Origin of the sequence: Salinarimonas sp. (genome assembly GCF_040111675.1) — a bacterium.
Taxonomy (GTDB): domain Bacteria; phylum Pseudomonadota; class Alphaproteobacteria; order Rhizobiales; family Beijerinckiaceae; genus Salinarimonas.
Genome location: NZ_CP157794.1, coordinates 2,655,236 through 2,673,520 on the forward strand (window position 1 = coordinate 2,655,236; position 18,285 = coordinate 2,673,520).

18 protein-coding genes are annotated in these 18,285 nt (G+C 70.0%); 12 read left to right on the forward strand and 6 right to left on the reverse strand.

Translation table 11 applies throughout. The features are described 5' to 3' along the window. Window positions 1-9 precede the first annotated feature (9 nt). A complete protein-coding gene (locus ABL310_RS12310; RefSeq protein ID WP_349371963.1) occupies window positions 10-1,215 on the reverse strand; it encodes an IS110 family transposase in 1,206 nt (401 codons plus the stop codon). Window positions 1,216-1,469: 254 nt separating this feature from the next. On the opposite strand from ABL310_RS12310, the gene ABL310_RS12315 reads away from it, so the two are divergent. Then, window positions 1,470-2,363, forward strand: a complete 894-nt coding sequence (locus ABL310_RS12315) for an ABC transporter permease (protein ID WP_349371964.1) — start codon at window positions 1,470-1,472, stop codon at window positions 2,361-2,363. A 60-nt stretch (window positions 2,364-2,423) separates the two neighbouring features. Here the strand turns inward: ABL310_RS12315 and ABL310_RS12320 are convergent, their stop codons facing one another. Next, window positions 2,424-3,206: a DeoR/GlpR family DNA-binding transcription regulator gene (locus ABL310_RS12320; protein ID WP_349371965.1), complete on the reverse strand. Its 783-nt coding sequence runs from the start codon at window positions 3,204-3,206 to the stop codon at window positions 2,424-2,426. A gap of 251 nt (window positions 3,207-3,457) precedes the next feature. Between ABL310_RS12320 and glpD the strand changes: the two genes are divergently transcribed. The 10 genes from glpD to ABL310_RS12370 all read left to right on the forward strand — a co-directional run bounded on the left by glpD (window position 3,458) and on the right by ABL310_RS12370 (window position 13,264). Further along, on the forward strand, window positions 3,458-4,990 hold the full coding sequence (gene glpD, locus ABL310_RS12325) for a glycerol-3-phosphate dehydrogenase (protein ID WP_349371966.1): 1,533 nt from the start codon (window positions 3,458-3,460) through the stop codon (window positions 4,988-4,990). 11 nt (window positions 4,991-5,001) lie between these two features. Continuing rightward, window positions 5,002-6,090: an ABC transporter ATP-binding protein gene (locus tag ABL310_RS12330; RefSeq protein ID WP_349371967.1), complete on the forward strand. Its 1,089-nt coding sequence runs from the start codon at window positions 5,002-5,004 to the stop codon at window positions 6,088-6,090. A gap of 11 nt (window positions 6,091-6,101) precedes the next feature. Next, window positions 6,102-7,196, forward strand: a complete 1,095-nt coding sequence (locus ABL310_RS12335) for an ABC transporter ATP-binding protein (RefSeq protein WP_349371968.1) — start codon at window positions 6,102-6,104, stop codon at window positions 7,194-7,196. Beyond that, entirely contained in the window at window positions 7,196-8,068 is an 873-nt protein-coding gene (locus tag ABL310_RS12340) for a sugar ABC transporter permease (protein ID WP_349371969.1), read from the forward strand. The genes ABL310_RS12335 and ABL310_RS12340 overlap by 1 nt, the downstream gene beginning before the upstream one ends. 92 nt (window positions 8,069-8,160) lie before the next feature. Next, window positions 8,161-8,937, forward strand: coding sequence for a carbohydrate ABC transporter permease (locus tag ABL310_RS12345; protein ID WP_349372050.1), 777 nt, complete (start codon window positions 8,161-8,163; stop codon window positions 8,935-8,937). A gap of 12 nt (window positions 8,938-8,949) precedes the next feature. Next, window positions 8,950-9,222, forward strand: coding sequence for a DUF2160 domain-containing protein (locus ABL310_RS12350; protein WP_349371970.1), 273 nt, complete (start codon window positions 8,950-8,952; stop codon window positions 9,220-9,222). Window positions 9,223-9,299: 77 nt separating this feature from the next. Further along, window positions 9,300-11,012, forward strand: a complete 1,713-nt coding sequence (locus ABL310_RS12355) for an ABC transporter substrate-binding protein (RefSeq protein WP_349371971.1) — start codon at window positions 9,300-9,302, stop codon at window positions 11,010-11,012. Window positions 11,013-11,139: 127 nt separating this feature from the next. Continuing rightward, window positions 11,140-11,442, forward strand: a complete 303-nt coding sequence (locus ABL310_RS12360; protein WP_349371972.1) for a hypothetical protein — start codon at window positions 11,140-11,142, stop codon at window positions 11,440-11,442. Beyond that, the gene (locus ABL310_RS12365; protein WP_349371973.1) at window positions 11,417-12,091 is read left to right on the forward strand and encodes a nucleotidyl transferase AbiEii/AbiGii toxin family protein; all 675 of its coding nucleotides are present in this window, start codon (window positions 11,417-11,419) and stop codon (window positions 12,089-12,091) included. The genes ABL310_RS12360 and ABL310_RS12365 overlap by 26 nt, the downstream gene beginning before the upstream one ends. Window positions 12,092-12,112: 21 nt before the next feature. Beyond that, window positions 12,113-13,264, forward strand: coding sequence for an iron-containing alcohol dehydrogenase (locus ABL310_RS12370; protein WP_349371974.1), 1,152 nt, complete (start codon window positions 12,113-12,115; stop codon window positions 13,262-13,264). 51 nt (window positions 13,265-13,315) lie between these two features. On the opposite strand, the gene prfB is transcribed toward ABL310_RS12370, so the two are convergent. The 3 genes from prfB to ABL310_RS12385 form a co-directional block, all read right to left on the reverse strand. Continuing rightward, a protein-coding gene (gene prfB, locus ABL310_RS12375) for a peptide chain release factor 2 (protein ID WP_349371975.1) occupies window positions 13,316-14,444 on the reverse strand; the annotation gives its coding sequence in 2 pieces (ribosomal slippage) (window positions 13,316-14,374 and window positions 14,376-14,444; 1,128 coding nt in all). Window positions 14,445-14,567: 123 nt separating this feature from the next. Continuing rightward, window positions 14,568-16,946: a UvrD-helicase domain-containing protein gene (locus ABL310_RS12380; RefSeq protein ID WP_349371976.1), complete on the reverse strand. Its 2,379-nt coding sequence runs from the start codon at window positions 16,944-16,946 to the stop codon at window positions 14,568-14,570. Between the two features lie 81 nt (window positions 16,947-17,027). Further along, a complete protein-coding gene (locus tag ABL310_RS12385) occupies window positions 17,028-17,525 on the reverse strand; it encodes a hypothetical protein (protein WP_349371977.1) in 498 nt (165 codons plus the stop codon). A 170-nt stretch (window positions 17,526-17,695) separates the two neighbouring features. Between ABL310_RS12385 and ABL310_RS12390 the strand changes: the two genes are divergently transcribed. Next, a complete protein-coding gene (locus ABL310_RS12390) occupies window positions 17,696-17,989 on the forward strand; it encodes a DUF6455 family protein (protein WP_349371978.1) in 294 nt (97 codons plus the stop codon). Between the two features lie 7 nt (window positions 17,990-17,996). On the opposite strand, the gene ABL310_RS12395 is transcribed toward ABL310_RS12390, so the two are convergent. Continuing rightward, a complete protein-coding gene (locus ABL310_RS12395) occupies window positions 17,997-18,257 on the reverse strand; it encodes a hypothetical protein (RefSeq protein ID WP_349371979.1) in 261 nt (86 codons plus the stop codon). Window positions 18,258-18,285: the final 28 nt, after the last annotated feature.

The following is an 18,285-nucleotide window of genomic DNA, read 5'->3' on the forward strand; positions in this document are numbered from 1 at the left end:
TCTGTTTTTCTACGCGGCGCATTTTTGCGCGGCGAGATGGCGTGCGGGTTCGTATTCGGCTCGATCTCGCCAGGCATGCCAGAAGATGCGGATCCAGGCGCGTGCCAGGATACGGACGGCGTGGGGGTGACTGCATCCGCGCTGCCTGGCCCGCATGTAGACGTCGGCGGCCCAGGGGGAGGCATGGCGGGAGTTGTCGGCGAAGCAGGTGAGGGCGGCGCGCAGACGGTGATTGCAGGCCCATCGGAAGACGACGCCCCTGCTTTTTCCGGAGGCGTGGGTGACGGGGCAGACGCCGGCCTCCGCGGCGAGCTGGTCTGCGGTCTGGAAGCGCGCGCGGTCGTCGCCGATCTCGGCGAGGATCTGGGCGGCGTTGATGCGGCCGGCGCGCGGGAAGGACATGACGATGCGGCCGTCGGGCAGCTCGGCGACGTCGTGCTCGATGCGGGCGGTGAGGTCGCGGATCGCGGCGACGATGCGCTCGAGGGCGACGACGAGGGCGCGCACGATCTCGCCCTTGGCCTCGCTCTCGTCCCGGCCGGCGAGGCCGATCGGCGCGGCGCGCAGGCGGGCGAGGAGCTCGGCGGCGCTGCGGCGGCCGCTGTAGCGGGCCTGGGCCATGAAGGCGGCCATGCGCTTCTCGCCGAGTCGTGCGGCGCTCTCGGGCGTGGGGTAGCGGGCGAGGAAGGCGAGGGCGACGGGGCTGTCGACGTCGGCGAAGATCGCGGCGGCGCCCGGCCAGAAGCTTTCGAGCAGGCTGCGCAGCTGGTTTGCGAGGCCGACGCGCGTGGCGACGAGGTCGTCGCGCCCGCGCACGAGGGCGCGCAGCGCCTTGACCGCGTCGGAGGCCTGGCGCAGCGGGGCGAAGCGATGCCCGTCGGTGCGCAGGATGTCGGCGAGCATGTAGGCGTCACCCGTATCGGACTTGCCGCCGGCGGCGCGATAGCGCGGACGGCAGGCCTTCACGACGTTCGGGTGGATCGGCACGACCGGATGGCCGGCGGCGACGAGCGTGTCGACGACGAGGCCGGACGGGCGCTCGATCGCCACCGGCATCTCGCCGACGGGCGCGATGCGCGCGAGCGCGGCCACGAGCTTGGCGAGGCCGGCGGCGGTGTGCGGGACGTCGAGGCGTGCGCGGACCGCACCCGTCTCGTCGAGGACGCAGGCCGCATGGCCCGCGCCGCCCCAGTCGAAACCAACAGTGAAAGGCATAGGCGACGTCTCCCGGTTCGGTGTACCCTCACCCGAGCCGGGAGGTCGTGCGGATCGCTCATTGGAAGGCGCTCCGGCTGGCAGGCTCAGGCGCTACACCCCGTGGTCCGTCCGGTCCTCCCGGCACCTGCCGCGCGGCGGGTCTCATACGGGCCCTCGAAGGGCAAGCGACGCCGGCCGTCGCGGCAGGCGCTCGGGCTGGCGAATACTACGCCGCTCCGCGGCTCCGCATCCGCCAGCCCGAAGGTGCACCAATGAGCGACGGGACCGCCCCCCTCCCCGCCGCCGCCCCCGAGGAGGCCTTCGCGATCGAGAGCCCCGGCCGGCGCGCCTGGGGGCGCCTGCGCCGCCGGCCGGCGGCGATGGCGGCGCTCGCGATCATCGTCGTCATCGTCGCGGCCGCGCTCCTCGCCCCCTGGATCGCGCCCTACGACCCCACGGCGCAGAGCTGGACCGCCGTGCGCGAGGCGCCTTCCGCCGCGCATTGGTTCGGCACCGACGAGGTGGGCCGCGACATCCTCTCCCGCGTGATCTGGGGCGCGCGCGCCTCGCTCGCCGCCGGCGTGATCTCCGTGCTGATCGCCATGGCGGCGGGCGTGCCGCTCGGGCTGCTCGCCGGCTATGTCGGCGGCTGGACCGACGCCGTGCTCGGGCGCGTCACCGACGCGATGCTGGCGATCCCGTTCCTGATCCTCGCCATCGCGCTCGCGGCCTTCCTCGGCCCGAACCTGACGAACGCCATGATCGCCATCGGCGTCACCGCGACGCCGATCTTCATCCGCCTCACCCGCGGCCAGGTGCTCGCGGCGCGGGCGGAGGACTACGTCGAGGCGGCGCGCGCGGTGGGGAACCCGCATTGGCGCATCGCGCTGCGGCACGTGCTGCCCAACGTGATGCCGCCGATCCTGGTCCAGGCCACGCTCACCATCGCCACCGCCGTCATCGCCGAGGCGAGCCTCTCGTTCCTGGGGCTCGGCCAGCAGCCGCCGATGCCGTCCTGGGGCTCGATGCTGAATTCCGCCCAGCGCTTCCTCTCGCAGGCGCCGTGGATGGCGGTGTTCCCGGGCGTAGCGATCTTCGTCACGGTGCTCGCCTTCAACGTGCTCGGCGACGGCCTGCGCGACGCGCTCGACCCGCGGGCCAAGTAGCGCTCGGGTCGAGTAGGCGCTCGGGTCGAGTAGGCGCTCGGGCCGAGTCGGCGCTCGGGCTCAGCCCGCCTTGCGCACCGCCTCCTCGGGCATGACGATCTGGGTGCCCCATTCGCGGCAGAGCTTGCGCACCGCCTCGGGGGGCGGCCGGTCGGTGTAGAACACGTCGACGTCCTCGAGCGAGGCGATGCGCACGGGGGCGCTGCGCTCGAACTTCGAATGGTCGGCCACGAGATAGGCGCGCCGCGCCTGGCGCAGGATCGCCTGCGAGACCCGCACCTCCCGGAAGTCGAAGTCGAGCAGGTCTCCGTCGAGATCGAGGGCGGAGGCGCCGATCACGGCGAAGTCCACCTTGAAATGCTTGACGATCTCGAGCGTCACGTCGCCGACGAGCCCGCCGTCGGGGCGGCGCATCACGCCCCCGGCGACCACCACCTCGCAGCTCTCGTTGGCGGAGAGGATGTTGGCGACGTTGATGTTGTTGGTGACCACCATGAGATTGCGGTGGTTCATCAGCGCGCGCGCCACCGCCTCCGTCGTGGTGCCGATGTTGAGGAACAAGGACGCATCGTCCGGGATGGCGCGGGCGCAGGCGCGGGCGATCGCGTCCTTCTCCTCCGCCATCAGGCCGCGGCGGTCCTCGTAGCCGATGTTCGCCACCCCCGAGCGCAGGATGGCGCCGCCGTAGACGCGCGTCAGCTTGCCGGCTTCGCACAGCTCCGTGAGGTCGCGGCGGATGGTCTGAACGGTGACGTCGAAATGCGCCGCGAGATCCTCCACCACGACCTTGCCGTGCTGCTTGGCGAGGTCCAGGATCTCTCGCTGGCGGAAGTTCTGAGCCATCCCACGCGCTCCGTCACGCTGCCGGTCCGCGCGGACCCTGGCAGCACGCGCCGCGAAAGGCAACGCGCACGCCGCGAACGGATGCGAAAACCGGGTGGCCGGGCACGCGCCGGCGGATCCGCGCACCGCCTCTCGTTTCGCGCACAAACGCGCGCGAACAGGCTCCCTACGAAAAAAAACGAAAATCATCCTTGACTCAACGAAGGGGAAGCGCGACCCTTCGTGAAAACCAGCAACAGGGATGGAACGTCGTGTCGGAGGCTGCCGAAGGCCGCGAGGTCTTCGATCTCTTCATCATCGGTGGAGGCGTGAACGGCTGCGGCATCGCCCGCGATGCGGCCGGCCGCGGCCTCTCCGTCGCGCTCGCCGAGATGAGCGATCTCGGGTCGGCGACGTCGTCGGCCTCGACCAAGCTGTTCCATGGCGGGCTGCGCTACCTCGAGTACTACGAGTTCCGCCTCGTGCGGGAATCGCTGGTCGAGCGCGAGACGCTGCTCACCGCGATGCCGCACATCTCCTGGCCGATGCGCTTCGTGCTGCCGCATCACCGCGGCCTGCGCCCCGCCTGGCTGCTGCGGCTCGGCTTGTTCATCTACGACCATCTCGGCGGGCGCAAGATCCTGCCCGCCACCCGCACGCTCGACCTGAAGCGCGACCCCGCCGGCGCGCCGCTGAAGGACGCGTTCGCGAAGGGATTCGAGTATTCGGATTGCTGGGTCGAGGATTCGCGCCTCGTCGTGCTCAACGCCCGCGATGCGGAGGCGCGCGGGGCGCGCATCCTGCCCCGCGCCAAGGTCGTCTCGGCCCGCCGCGAGGGCGATCTCTGGGCGGTGGATCTCGCCCACGCGGACGGGCGCCGCGAGACGGCGCGCGCCCGCGCCCTCGTCAATGCCGGCGGCCCCTGGGTCGCGGACGTGATCTCGGGCGTGCTGCGCATCAACTCGTCCGAGAAGGTGCGCCTCGTGCGCGGCAGCCACATCGTCACGAAGCGGCTGTTCGAGCACGACCGCTGCTACATCTTCCAGGGCGGCGACGGGCGCATCGTCTTCGCCATTCCCTACGAGACCGACTTCACCCTCATCGGCACGACGGACCGGGACCACGAGGGCGGGCCGGAGCAGGCGCACGCCACAGAGGCCGAGATCGACTATCTCTGCTCCTTCGTCTCGGAATACCTGAAGTCGCCGATCACGCGAGACGACGTCGTCTGGACCTATTCCGGCGTGCGCCCGCTCTACGACGACGGCGCGAAGTCCGCGACCGCCGCCACGCGCGACTACGTGCTCTCCCTCGACGAGAGCGGCCCGCCGCTGCTCAACGTCTTCGGCGGCAAGATCACGACCTATCGGCGCCTCGCCGAATCCGCGATGCGCAAGCTCGAGCGCTTCTTCCCGAGCGCGGCCGGGCCCTGGACCGCCGGCGTGCCGCTGCCCGGCGGCGACTTCCCGGTGGACGCCGTGGATCGGCTCGTCGCGGATCTCGCGCGCGACTACCCGTTCCTGACGCCGTTCTGGGCGCGGCGGCTGGTGCGGGCCTACGGCACGCAGGCGCGCGACGTGCTGGGCGACGCGAAGCGGGCGGAGGATCTCGGCCGCGCCTTCGGCGCGACGCTGACCGAGCGCGAGATCGTCTGGCTGATGGACAACGAGTACGCGACCCGCGCCGAGGACGTGATCTGGCGGCGCTCGAAGCTCGGCCTGCGCCTGTCTCGCGAGGAGGCGGACGCGCTCGACGCCTTCATGCGCGAGCGCGGCGCGGCGGCGCGCAGCGTGGCGGCTGAGTGACGGAGGCGGCGATGGCGCTCGTTCTGGAAAACGTGTCCAAGGTCGTCGACGGACGCACCCACATCTACCCGACCACGCTGACCCTCGAGAAGGGCACGATGAACGTGCTGCTCGGGCCGACGCTCGCGGGCAAGACCTCGCTGATGCGCCTGATGGCGGGCCTCGACAAGCCGGCCACGGGCCGCGTGCTCTGGGACGGCGCGGACGTGACCGAACGGCGCGTGCAGGATCGCAACGTCGCCATGGTCTACCAGCAGTTCGTGAACTACCCCACCCTGTCGGTGTGGGAGAACATCGCCTCGCCGCTGAAGGTCGCCGGCCGCCCGCGGGCGGAGATCGACGTCGCCGTGAAGAAGACGGCGGCGTTGATGAAGCTCGACGGGCTCCTCGACCGCAAGCCGCTCGAGCTCTCCGGCGGCCAGCAGCAGCGCTGCGCGCTCGCGCGGGCGCTGGTGAAGGGCGCGGGGCTCGTGCTGCTCGACGAGCCGCTCGCCAACCTCGACTACAAGCTGCGCGAGGAACTGCGCGCGGAGATCCCGCGCATCTTCGAGGAATCGGGCGCGATCTTCGTCTACGCGACGACGGAGCCCGAGGAGGCGCTGCTGCTCGGCGGCAATACGGCGACGCTCTGGGAGGGCCGCGTCACCCAGTTCGGCAAGACGCCGGAGGTCTATCGCCGGCCGGCGGACGCGGTGACGGCGCGGGTCTTCTCGGATCCGCCGATGAACTTCCTCAAGATCGCCAAGGCCGGCGACAAGCTGCTCTTCGGCGAGGGCCAGAGCGTCCCGGCGCTGGGCGCCCTCTCCGGTCTGCGCGACGGGCGCTATCTCGCCGGCTTTCGGCCGAACCATCTCGAGCTCGAGCCGCCGCATTCCGGCTGCCTCTCCTTCCCGGCCATCCTGTCCGAGACCGAGATCACCGGCTCGGAGACCTTCGTCCACATCGATCACGGCGGGGATCGCTGGGTGGGGCTCGTCCACGGCGTGCGGGCCCTCGATCACGGACGCGCGCTCACGGTCTACGTCGACCCCGCCCACGTCTACGTCTTCGAGGAGAACGGCGCGCTCGCCGCGCCCGCCTCCTACGCGCTAGCGGCCTGAGGAGGCGCAAGATGGCTCGCATCCACCTCTCGAAGCTCGCGCATTCCTACGCGCCGGCGCCGAAATCCGAAGCCGACTACGCGCTCAAGCAGCTCGACCTCGTCTGGGACGACGGCTCGGCCTACGCGCTGCTCGGCCCCTCGGGCTGCGGGAAGACGACGCTGCTCAACATCATCTCCGGTCTGATCATCCCCTCCGAGGGCAAGATCCTGTTCGGTGACGAAGACGTCACGCAGCAGCCGACGGCGGCGCGCAACATCGCCCAGGTGTTCCAGTTCCCCGTCGTCTACGACACGATGACGGTGCGCGAGAACCTCGCCTTCCCGCTCGTCAACCGCGGCGCCGACGCGGACTACGTCCGCCGCCGGGTCGAGCAGATCGCCGAGATGATCGGCATGGCCGACGTGCTCGACCGCCCGGCCCGGCGCCTCACCGCCGACGCCAAGCAGAAGATCTCGCTCGGCCGCGGCATGGTGCGCGAGGACGTCAACGCCATCCTGTTCGACGAGCCGCTGACCGTCATCGACCCGCACATGAAGTGGGAGCTGCGCACGCAGCTCAAGGCGCTTCACCGCGAGTTCGGGCACACGATGATCTACGTGACGCACGACCAGACCGAGGCGCTCACCTTCGCCGACAAGGTCGTGGTGATGTACGACGGCCAGGTGGTGCAGACGGGCACGCCGGCGGAGCTGTTCGAGCGCCCGGCGCACACCTTCGTCGGCTATTTCATCGGCTCGCCCGGCATGAACGTGATCCCGGCGCGGGTGGAGGGGACGTCGGCGCTGATCGAGGGCGTCGAGATCCCGCTGGGCGCCTCCTATCCGGCGCTCTCCGGCAAGGTCGAGATCGGCATCCGGCCGGAATTCCTCACCCTGTCCAAGGACGGGCCCGGCATCCCGGCGCGGGTCAAGCGCATCGAGGACGTCGGGCGCCACCGCATCGTGCGCCTCGCCTTCTTCGGGCGCGAGATCAACGTCGTCGTGCCGGAAGGCAAGCCCGTGTCGCAGGACATGAACCGCGTCGTGCTCGATCCCGCACGCATCGGGGTCTACGTGAACGATCGCCTCGTGGAGGGCCGGATGCTGCAAGGGCGGGCCGCGTAATGGACAAGACCGTCAATCAGAGGGCCTGGTTCCTCGTCCTCCCCGTCCTGGTGCTCGTCGCCTTCTCGGCGGTGATCCCGCTGATGACGGTGGTGAACTACTCGTTCCAGGACACGTTCGGCAACAACGTCTTCTTCTGGGCCGGCTTCGAGTGGTACGAGCAGGTCCTCGCCTCCGAGCGCATCCGCGACGCGCTGGGGCGCCAGATCCTGTTCTCGGCCATCATCCTCGCCATCGAGGTGCCGCTCGGAATCCTGATCGCGCTGTGCATGCCGAGGAAGGGGATCTGGGTCTCCGTGTGCCTCGTGCTGATGGCGCTGCCGCTGCTGATCCCGTGGAACGTCGTCGGCACGATCTGGCAGGTCTTCGCGCGCGTCGACATCGGATTGCTGGGCCGCACGCTCTCCGAGCTCGGGGTGGACTACAACTATACGCAGGACGCGCTCGACGCCTGGATCACCATCATCGTCATGGACGTGTGGCACTGGACCTCGCTCGTCGCGCTCCTCGCCTATGCCGGGCTCGTCTCGATCCCGTCCGCCTACTACCAGGCCGCCAAGATCGACCAGGCGAGCCGCTGGAAGGTGTTCCGCTACATCGAGCTGCCGAAGATGCAGGGCGTGCTGCTCATCGCCATTCTGCTGCGCTTCATGGACAGCTTCATGATCTACACCGAGCCCTTCGTGCTCACCGGCGGCGGCCCGGGCAACGCGACGACCTTCCTGTCGATCGACCTGGTCAAGACCGCCATCGGCCAGTTCGACCTCGGTCCCGCGGCGGCGTTCTCGCTGATCTACTTCCTCGTGATCCTGCTGATCTCGTGGGTGTTCTATACGGTGATGGTGAACCTCGACAAGAAGGAGGGCGTGTGATGGCGCAGACCGCCGTCGTCCAGGCCTCGGGCGCGACGCCGACGCGCGCCAAGGCCGTCGCCGGGCCGCGGGTGAAGACCTCGGCCGCGATCATGACGCTCTACCTGCTCTTCCTGCTCCTGCCGATCTACTGGCTCCTCAACATGAGCCTGAAGGACAACAGCGAGATCCTCTCCTCCTTCTCGCTGTGGCCGCAGAACCCGACGCTGGACAATTACCGGACGATCCTCACCGACGCGTCCTGGTACATGGGCTACGTCAACTCGATGATCTACGTCGTGCTCAACACGGTGATCTCGGTCACGGTGGCGCTGCCGGCGGCCTACGCCTTCAGCCGCTACCGGTTCATGGGCGACAAGCACCTGTTCTTCTGGCTCTTGACCAACCGCATGGCGCCGCCGGCGGTGTTCGCCCTGCCCTTCTTCCAGCTCTACTCGGCGGTCGGGCTGTTCGACACGCACATCGCGGTCGCGCTGGCGCATTGCCTGTTCAACGTGCCGCTGGCGGTGTGGATCCTCGAGGGCTTCATGCGCGGCGTGCCCAAGGAGATCGACGAGACGGCCTATATCGACGGCTACTCGTTCCCGCGCTTCTTCGTGAAGATCTTCATGCCGCTGATCGCGAGCGGCATCGGGGTCGCGGCGTTCTTCTGCTTCATGTTCTCCTGGGTCGAGCTGCTCCTGTCGCGCACGCTCACCTCGGTGGACGCCAAGCCCATCGCCGCCACGATGACCCGCACGGTCTCGGCGTCCGGCCTCGACTGGGGCGTGCTCGCGGCGGCGGGCATCCTCACAATCGTGCCGGGCGCGCTCGTGATCTGGTTCGTCCGCAACTACATCGCCAAGGGCTTCGCGCTCGGCCGCGTCTGAGGAGGATCTCCCATGGACTGGATGGCCTGGACCTGGCCCACCGCGATCTTCTTCATGGTCATCGCGGCGCTGCTGGTGACCATGACGATCATCGCCGCGCTCCGCCCGGAGACGCCGCGCGTCGGCATCCTGCGCATCGAGACGACGCGCGGCGACCGTCTCTTCATCAGCCTTCTCGGGTCGGCCTTCATCTCGTTGGCCTGGCTCGGCCTGTTCGGCCCGCCCCTGTGGGGCGCGCTGATCGCCTGCCTGATCTACGCCGCAGCGGTCTTCCGCTTCGTCTGATCGGGCGCTCGAAATCCGTTCGCGCGACGCCAATGCGCGGACGGCCTCAACGACAACCTTTTTCGGGAGGACCGAGAATGCGCAGGTACCTGACGACAACGGTCGCCGCGGCGGCCCTGATGGCGCTGGCGATGCCCGCTGCCGCCGACATGGAGGAGGCCCGCGAGTTCCTCGACGAGGAGATCGGCGATCTGTCGAGCCTCTCCCGCGAGGAGCAGGAAGCGGAGATGCAGTGGTTCATCGACGCGGCCGAGCCCTTCCGCGGCATGGACATCCGCGTCGTGTCGGAGACCATCACCACGCACGAGTACGAGTCCCAGGTGCTCGCGCCGGCCTTCTCGGCCATCACCGGGATCAACGTCACCCACGACCTGATCGGCGAGGGCGACGTGATCGAGCGTCTGCAGACGCAGATGCAGACCGGCGAGAACATCTACGACATGTACGTCAACGATTCCGACCTGATCGGGACGCATTGGCGCTATCAGCAGGTCCGCAACCTCACCGACTGGATGGCGAACGAGGCCGCGGACGTCACCAACCCGGACCTCGACATCGAGGACTTCGTCGGCATCAGCTTCACCACCGGCCCGGACGGCAAGGTCTACCAGCTGCCGATCCAGCAGTTCGCGAACCTCTACTGGTTCCGTTACGACTGGTTCACCGATCCGGAGATCATGGCCGCCTTCGAGGAGGAGTACGGCTATCCGCTGGGCGTGCCGGTGAACTGGTCGGCCTACGAGGACATCGCCGAGTTCTTCACCGGCCGCGAGATCGACGGGCGCCAGGTCTTCGGCCACATGGATTACGGTCGCAAGGACCCCTCGCTCGGCTGGCGCTTCACCGACGCCTGGCTCTCCATGGCCGGCGCCGGCGACAAGGGCATCCCCAACGGCCTGCCCGTCGACGAGTGGGGCATCCGCGTCGACGACAACTCCCGTCCGGTCGGCTCCTGCGTCGCCCGCGGCGGCGCCACCAACGGCCCGGCCGCGGTCTACTCGGTCGAGCGCTACGTCGACTGGCTGCAGAACTTCGCCCCGCCGGCCGCCGCCGGCATGACCTTCTCCGAGGCGGGCCCCGTCCCGGCCCAGGGCGAGATCGCGCAGCAGATCTTCTGGTACACCGCCTTCACCGCGGACATGGTCGCGGAAGGCCTGCCCGTCGTGAACCAGGACGGCACGCCGAAGTGGCGCATGGCCCCCTCGCCGCGCGGCGCCTATTGGGAAGACGGCATGAAGCTCGGCTACCAGGACGCCGGCTCCGTGACGCTGATGAAGTCGACCCCCGAGGACCGCGCCAAGGCCGCCTGGCTCTACGCGCAGTTCATCGCCTCGAAGACGGTGGACGTGAAGAAGTCCCATGTCGGCCTCACCTTCGTGCGTGAGTCGACCATCCAGCACGACAGCTTCACCGAGCGCGCCCCGATGCTCGGCGGCCTGATCGAGTTCTACCGCTCGCCGGCGCGCGTGCAGTGGACCCCGACGGGCACCAACGTGCCGGACTACCCGCGTCTCGCGCAGCTCTGGTGGCAGGCGATCGGCGACGCGTCCTCGGGCGCGGCGAGCGCCCAGGAGGCGATGGACAACCTCTGCGCCCAGCAGGAGCAGGTGCTCTCCCGCCTCGAGCGCGCCGGCGTCCTCGGCGACATCGGCCCGAAGCTGAACGAGGAGCAGGATCCGTCCTACTGGCTCGGCCAGGAAGGCGCCCCCAAGCCGAAGCTCGACGACGAGGACCCGCAGCCGATCACGATCAGCTACGACGAGCTGATCAAGAGCTGGCAGAACGACTGAGCCCATAGGCTCCGGCCGGGAGGCGGGACCGCGCTGTTCCGCCTTCCGGTGCGCTTCCGAGTCGTCGTCTTGCTCGACATGGCTTGGAGCGTTACGTTCCAGGTGCGTCGCTTCCGGAGCAATGACCTTGAGCTCGCCGCTTGAACGTACCGATCTTCTCGTGCTCGGCACCGTCAATGCGCCGCTCAAGCGTCAGATGGCGTCGACCGACCTCGTGCAATGCCTCGCGTCCGAAGATCCCGATCCATGGCTCGTGCACATCGCGGCGTTCTTCACAGAGGTGTCGCCGGACTTGATCGTCTCGTTCGCGGACGGGCACGGCGTCGATCGTCGGAGCCTGGCGAGGACCTACTTCGCCACCAAGACGAGAACCGGCATCCTGCACGAGCAGCTGGAGGTGCGTCTTGGCCGGCTGGCGAACCCTTCTTGAGCGCCTCGCCACAGGCCTGGAGGAGCTCGAGCGTAACGGAACTCCGGTGCCACGATGGACGATGGGTGGCGGAACCGCTCTGATGCTCGTTGCAAAGCACAGGCTGAGCCGCGATATCGACGCCTTCATCGATTCGCCCGACTTCCTCACCTACCTGTCGCCTCGGCTGGGAGGCGAGTCCGTCTGGAACTGTTCAGCTTACCAGGAGGGCCACAACTTCCTGAAGTTGCGCTTTCCTGAAGGCGAGATCGACTTCATCGCGGCCGGCGACATCACCCGTCTGGCCGCCGAGACGGTGGAGATCGGGTACGACGCCGACGCGACAACGCCGTCGACGAAGATCCGCGTCGAGCATCCTGTCGAGATTGCGCTCAAGAAGCTGTTCTACCGCGGCCGATCAATCCTTGTCCGCGACGCGTTCGACATCTGTGTCGTCGACAGGTTGCAGCCGGAATTGCTCCGCTCAAATCTTCGCTTCGTAAGCGAGCGGAAGACAGAAATCGAGACTGCCGCAGGGCGGCTGGTGCCGGACTTCATCCGCATGTCTCTCGAGGAGCTCGATGTTCTGCCAGGCTGGGAGGATGTCGCTGCCCGAACACACGACCGATTTCTCGAGATCGTGTCCGACATTCCGGAAGCCTCACGCTGACATCCTCCAGAGGACGTGAGAATGCCCCTCCCCCCCTTCACCTTCGGCCCCTCCGGCCAGATCCTGTTCGGCCGCGGCCGGGCCGCCGAGGCGCCGGCGCTCGTCGCGGGGATGGCGCGGCGGGTCGTGCTGGTGCACGGGCGCGACCCCGGCCGCGCCGGCTGGCTGATCGAGGCCCTCACCGAGGCGGGCTTAGGCGTGACCGCCCTCGCCTGCCCGGGGGAGCCGACGCTGCCGCTCCTCGAGCGCGCGCTCGCGACGGCGCGGGAAGCGGCGCCGGAGGCCGTCGTGGCGCTGGGCGGCGGGGCGGCGATCGACTTCGGCAAGGCGCTCGCGGCGCTGATTCCGCAGGAGACCGCGCCGCTCGACCATCTCGAGGTGGTCGGCCGCGGCCTGCCGCTCGCCCGCGATCCCCTGCCCTGCCTCGCGCTTCCCACGACGTCGGGCACCGGCGCGGAGGTGACGAAGAACGCGGTCGTCGGCGTGCCCGAGCATCGCCGCAAGGTGAGCCTGCGCGATGCGCGCATGGTGCCGCGGGTCGCGATCGTCGATCCGGCGCTGACGGACGGGCTGCCGCGAGCGGTGACGCTGGCATCCGGGCTCGACGCGCTGACCCAGGTGGTGGAGCCCTATCTCTCGCACCGCGCCAACCCCTTCACGGACGCGCTCTGCCGCGCGGCGATCCCGCGCGCCCTGCCGGCGCTGCTCGCGCTGACGGAGCGCGAGGACGCGGACGCGCGCGACGCGATGGCCCTCGTCAGCCTCTCCGGAGGGCTGGCCCTCGCCCATGCCGGACTCGGCGCGGTCCACGGCTTCGCCGGACCGATCGGCGGTCGCACGGAGGCCGCGCACGGCGCGATCTGCGGCGCGCTGCTCGCGCCCGTGCTGGAGGCGCTGTCGGGCAAGGCCGAGGCGGGCTCGGAGCTGGCGCGCCGGCTCGACGAGGTCTCGGGCTGGCTCGCCGCCGCCCTCGACGTCGCCCCTGCGGAGGCCTTCGATGCTCTCGCCCACGCCGCGCACGCCGCCGGCCTGCCGCGCCTCTCCGCGCTCGGCGTGCGGCCCGAGCATCACGAGCCGCTGGCCGAGGACGCCCGCGCCTCGTCCTCGATGAAGGCGAGCCCGGTGACGTTCACGACGGGGGAACTGGTGGAGATCCTGCGCGCGGCGGGGTGAGGCGGTCTGCGTCCCCTCTCCGCGAGGAGAGGGGAGCCGGCGTCGTCCGCCTCAGTCCACGTCCTCGACGTCCGCGGTGGTGCCGTAGACCCGCTGCGCCAGCGCGGCCTCCATGAACGGGTCGAGGTCGCCGTCGAGCACCTCGCCGGGGCTGGTCGACTGCACGCCGGTGCGCAGGTCCTTCACCAGCTGATAGGGCTGGAGCACGTAGGAGCGGATCTGGTGGCCCCAGCCGATGTCGGACTTCGAGGCCGTCTCGGCGTTGGCCTTTTCCTCGCGTTTCTTCAGCTCGGCCTCGTAGAGGCGCGCGCGCAGCATGTCCCAGGCCTTGGCCCGGTTCTTGTGCTGCGAGCGCTCCTGCTGGCAGGCCACCACGATCCCGGTCGGCAGGTGCGTGATGCGCACGGCCGAGTCGGTGGTGTTGACGTGCTGGCCGCCGGCGCCGGAGGCGCGATACGTGTCGATGCGGCACTCGCTCTCGTTCACCTGGATGTCGATCTTGTCGTCGACGACCGGGTAGACCCAGACCGAGGCGAAGGAGGTGTGCCGGCGCGCGGCCGAATCGTAGGGCGAGATTCGCACCAGCCGGTGCACGCCCGATTCCGTCTTGAGCCAGCCGTAGGCGTTGTGGCCCTTGATCATCACGGTCGCGCCCTTGATGCCGGCCTCCTCGCCCTCGGAGAGCTCCATCACGTCGACCTTGAAGCCGTGCTTGTCGGCCCAGCGCACGTACATGCGCTGGAGCATCTGCGCCCAGTCCTGGCTCTCGGTGCCGCCGGCCCCGGAATGGACCTCGAGATAGGTGTCGTTCGCGTCCGCCTCGCCGGAAAGGAGGCTCTCGACCTGACGGCGCTGCGCCTCCGCCTCGATGCCGCGGATCGCGGCCTCGCCCTCCTGGATCGTCGCCTCGTCGTCCTCGGCGTCGCCGAGCTCGATGAGCGTGATCGCGTCGTCGAGCTCCTGCTCGAGGCGCTTGATGGAGGAGATCTGGTCCTCGAGCGACAAGCGCTCGCGCATCACCTTCTGCGCGGCGTCGGGGTCGTTCCAGAGGTCGGGGTTCTCGGAGAGCGCGTTCAGCTCCGCGAGGCGGCGTTGTGCGGTATCCCAGTCAAAGATGCCTCCTCAGCAGCCCTATGGACTGCTTGGCGGTCTCGACCAGCTGTTCGATCTCGGCGCGCATGGGCTCTCGAAACTCGTACGTGGTGGCGTGGACGGGGCGGGTGGAAACGGCAACACGGCCGGACGGCCGCGCTGCCCGAGATATAAGGATCGGGGTGGGCGTGTAAACCCGGGCCGCGGCGCGTCAGGCCGGCTCGACGAAACTGTCGAGCACCATCTTGCGCCCGGCCTTGTCGAAATCGACGGTGAGCTTGTTGCCGTCGACCGCCGCCACCGAGCCCGGGCCGAACTTGATGTGGAAGACGCGGGCGCCCACCGCGTAGGCCGAGGCCGCGCCCGTCGACTTCGCGACGAGCTCGCCCTCGATGACGAGCGGGCCCTGGCGGCGGGGCTCGGAGAAGCCGCCGCGGCCGCGCCCCGCCGAGCCCGAGCCGAACTCGGCCTGCGCGCGGGTGTTCGCCTGCGCCCGCTGCCAGCCGGGGGTGGAATAGGTCGAGCCGAAGGGCGCGATCTGGTCGAAGCGCGAGGCGCCGTAGCCGCCGCCCGAGAACTGCGCCGGCGCCTCGCGGACGTCGACGGAGGCCTCCGGCAGTTCGTCGATGAAGCGCGAGGGCGCGGTGGCGTTCCACATGCCGTGGATGCGCCGGTTGGCCGCGAACCAGATCATGGCGCGCCGCCGCGCCCGGGTGAGGCCGACATGGGCGAGCCGGCGCTCCTCCTCGAGCCCGGCCTGGCCGCTCTCGTCGAGGGCGCGCGAGGAGGGGAACAGCCCCTCCTCCCAGCCCGGCAGGAACACCGTGTCGAACTCGAGCCCCTTCGCCGCGTGCAAGGTCATCAGCGAGACCTTGTCGTCGGTATCGCCCTCGTTGGCGTCCATGACGAGCGAGACGTGCTCGAGGAAGGCGGCGAGATCGGGGAAGTCCTCCATGGAGCGCACCAGCTCCTTGAGGTTCTCGAGCCGCCCTTGCGCGTCCGCCGATTTGTCGCGCTGCCACATCTCGGTATAGCCGCTCTCGTCGAGCACCCGGCGGGCGAGGTCGGCGTGCGGCGTCGCGTCGATGGCGCGGGCCCAGTCGTCGATCTGGCGGACGAACTCGCGGATGGCGCCCCGGGGCTTGGGCTTGAGCTCGTCGGTCTCCACCAGGAAGCGCGCGGCCTGGAGCAGCGGGATGCGGGCGGCGCGGGCGTGGTTGTGCAGGATCTGCACCGTCGCGTCGCCGAGCCCGCGCTTGGGCGTGTTGATGATCCGCTCGAAGGCGAGGTCGTCCGCCGGCTGGGCGACGAGGCGCAGATAGGCGAGCGCGTCGCGGATCTCCGCGCGCTCGTAGAAGCGCGGGCCGCCGATGACGCGGTAGGGCAGGCCGAGCTGCACGAACCGGTCCTCGATCTCGCGCATCTGGGCGGAGATCCGTACCAGCACCGCCATCTGCGAGAGGGCGTGACCCTTGCCGTGGAGGCTCTCGATCTCCTCGCCGATGAGCCGGGCCTCCTCCTCCGAATCCCAGGCGCCGGTGAGGATCACGCGCTCGCCGGGCTCGTCGTCGGTGCGCAGCGTCTTGCCGAGCCGGCCCTCGTTGTAGGCGATGAGGTGGGAGGCCGCGGCCAGGATGTGGCCCGTCGAGCGGTAATTGCGCTCGAGCCGCACCACGGTCGCGCCCGGAAAGTCGTGCTCGAAGCGCAGGATGTTGTCGACCTCGGCCCCGCGCCAGCCGTAGATCGACTGGTCGTCGTCGCCGACGCAGGCGAGGTTGGCGCGCTTCTGGGCGAGCAGCCGCAGCCAGAGATACTGCGCGACGTTGGTGTCCTGGTACTCGTCCACCAGCATGTAGCGGAAGCGGTCCTGGTAGCTCTCGAGCACGTCCGGGTGATCGCGGAAGAGGCGCAGGGCCTCCAGCAGCAGGTCGCCGAAATCGGCGGCGTTGAGCGTCTTCAGCCGCTCCTGGTAGGCCTCGTAGAGCTTGATGCCCTTGCCGAAGGCGAAGGCGGCGGCCTCGCCCTTGGGCACGCGGTGCGGCTCCAGCCCGCGATTCTTCCAGTCGTCGATGACGCCGGCGAGCTGGCGGGCGGGCCAGCGCTTCTCGTCGATGTCGCCGTCGGCCTGGATCACCTGCTTGAGGAGCCGCAGCTGGTCGTCCATGCCGAGAATGGTGAAGTCGCTCGTGAGATCCACGAGCTCGGCGTGGCGGCGCAGGATCTTGGCGGAGATCGAGTGGAAGGTGCCGAGCCAGGGCATGCCCTCCCCCACCCCGCCCACGAGCGCGCCGACGCGCTCCTTCATCTCGCGCGCGGCCTTGTTGGTGAAGGTCACGGCGAGGATGCCCGACGGCCGCGCCTTGCCGGTGGCGATCAGGTGGGCGATGCGCGTCGTGAGCACGCGGGTCTTGCCCGTGCCCGCGCCGGCGAGCACGAGGACGGGACCCTCGGTCGTCGTCACCGCCTGGCGCTGCTCGGGGTTGAGCCCTTCGAGATAAGGCGTCTGCGGCGCGGCGGCGGCGCGCGCCCGGGCCGAGAGCGAGCCCGCGCCGCCGGGCGGCTCGGGCCGGAAATCCTCGCTGCGAGTCATGCGCGCGACCATGGAGCAAAAGGGGAACGGCGTCGAGTCGCGATCGGGGGTGGATGGTCGCAGGGACGAGTCTGGTGATGCTCAGTCGCGTACGAGGTCGGTGCTGAAGCGTCCCGACGCGGGCCGGCAGCGCGAGGGGTCCGGCGTCGTCATCGGCGAGGCGGTGAAGCACAACGGCGCCGCGAAGCGCCCCGCGATGCGCGGCGCCCGCCCGGAGAGATCGAGGTCGTCGATCACGATGGCGCCTTCGGGGAAGACCGGCGGGGACGCCCAGTAGTCGCGAAACCCGTCCGGCCGGTACAGGATGCGCGCGTCGTGCACCGCATCGCCGGCCCGCGCGCCCGGCGGCAGCGAGAGCTCCAGCACCAGCCGAGCCCGACCGTCCGCGCCCTCGATGCTGACGGCGTCGACGGAGGCGAAGCGGGTGAAGCCGGTGCGCGCGCCCTCCATCACCGGCGTGAACGCGCGCTCGTCGCCGTCGAAGACGAGGTCGAGAACGGTCTGCGCCGTCGCCGGGGGCGCGCAGGCGACGGCGACGGCGGCGGCCGCGAGCAGGGGACGGACGGCGAAGCCGGGCATCGGAAACAGCGCTCCCGCAAGTGTGGACATGGTCCGGGCGTCGCCCGTCGATGTCAATGCGTTGCCGGATCCGCCCGCACATCGCGCCCGAGCGGCCACCTTGCCCTGGATCAAGGCGGCCGCTCCTGGAGCGGCATAACCAGAGGCTCGGGGCGGCACGGAGGTTCGGAATGGCGCAGGACGAGACGGTCGCGAGAGGGAAGAGCGCGCTCGACGCGCGGGTCGAGACGCAGACGCTCTATCTGATGGAGATGATGCGCCGCCTCGGCGTCAGCCGCGGCGCGGCGTGGGACGAGGCGGAGCGCGCGGCGCAGACCGATGCGGAGGCGTTGTGCGCCGCCTGTCCGGAACAGGCCGCCTGCGCGGCGCTGCAGGCCGCGGAGGCCGCGCTCGACGCGCCACCGGCCTTCTGCGGAAACGCGGACTACGTGCGTGCCCACCTGGCCGGCCGGCGCGCGCACTGACGCGCGCTCACGAAGCCGGACGTCCGTCGTCCGGCGCGATCTGCGCCTCGTCGGCCTCGGCGAGGCTGCCGCTCGGATCGCCGGGGAGGTCGACGACGGCGAGGAGGCCGTGGGCGGCGAGCGCGGCGTAGGCGGCCTCGTGCTCGGGCGCGCCGCCGGCCACCGCCTCGTCGAAATCGGCGAGGACGTCGGCTGCGCCGGCGCCGGCCTGCTCGGCGAGCGCCTCGCGCCAGGTCTGGCTCATGCGCTTCCTCGCGACCCGGGCCATGGTGACACCTCCTCGTCGAACGCCGTCG

What these genes read in the sequence shown, in the direction of transcription:
- ABL310_RS12310 (WP_349371963.1), bottom strand. Translation starts at nt 1,215, where the DNA reads ATGCCTTTCACTGTTGGTTTCGACTGGGGCGGCGCGGGCCATGCGGCC.
- ABL310_RS12315 (WP_349371964.1), top strand. Translation starts at nt 1,470, where the DNA reads ATGAGCGACGGGACCGCCCCCCTCCCCGCCGCCGCCCCCGAGGAGGCC.
- ABL310_RS12320 (WP_349371965.1), bottom strand. Translation starts at nt 3,206, where the DNA reads ATGGCTCAGAACTTCCGCCAGCGAGAGATCCTGGACCTCGCCAAGCAG.
- ABL310_RS12330 (WP_349371967.1), top strand. Translation starts at nt 5,002, where the DNA reads ATGGCGCTCGTTCTGGAAAACGTGTCCAAGGTCGTCGACGGACGCACC.
- ABL310_RS12335 (WP_349371968.1), top strand. Translation starts at nt 6,102, where the DNA reads ATGGCTCGCATCCACCTCTCGAAGCTCGCGCATTCCTACGCGCCGGCG.
- ABL310_RS12340 (WP_349371969.1), top strand. Translation starts at nt 7,196, where the DNA reads ATGGACAAGACCGTCAATCAGAGGGCCTGGTTCCTCGTCCTCCCCGTC.
- ABL310_RS12345 (WP_349372050.1), top strand. Translation starts at nt 8,161, where the DNA reads ATGACGCTCTACCTGCTCTTCCTGCTCCTGCCGATCTACTGGCTCCTC.
- ABL310_RS12350 (WP_349371970.1), top strand. Translation starts at nt 8,950, where the DNA reads ATGGACTGGATGGCCTGGACCTGGCCCACCGCGATCTTCTTCATGGTC.
- ABL310_RS12355 (WP_349371971.1), top strand. Translation starts at nt 9,300, where the DNA reads ATGCGCAGGTACCTGACGACAACGGTCGCCGCGGCGGCCCTGATGGCG.
- ABL310_RS12370 (WP_349371974.1), top strand. Translation starts at nt 12,113, where the DNA reads ATGCCCCTCCCCCCCTTCACCTTCGGCCCCTCCGGCCAGATCCTGTTC.
- ABL310_RS12380 (WP_349371976.1), bottom strand. Translation starts at nt 16,946, where the DNA reads ATGACTCGCAGCGAGGATTTCCGGCCCGAGCCGCCCGGCGGCGCGGGC.
- ABL310_RS12385 (WP_349371977.1), bottom strand. Translation starts at nt 17,525, where the DNA reads ATGCCCGGCTTCGCCGTCCGTCCCCTGCTCGCGGCCGCCGCCGTCGCC.
- ABL310_RS12390 (WP_349371978.1), top strand. Translation starts at nt 17,696, where the DNA reads ATGGCGCAGGACGAGACGGTCGCGAGAGGGAAGAGCGCGCTCGACGCG.
- ABL310_RS12395 (WP_349371979.1), bottom strand. Translation starts at nt 18,257, where the DNA reads ATGGCCCGGGTCGCGAGGAAGCGCATGAGCCAGACCTGGCGCGAGGCG.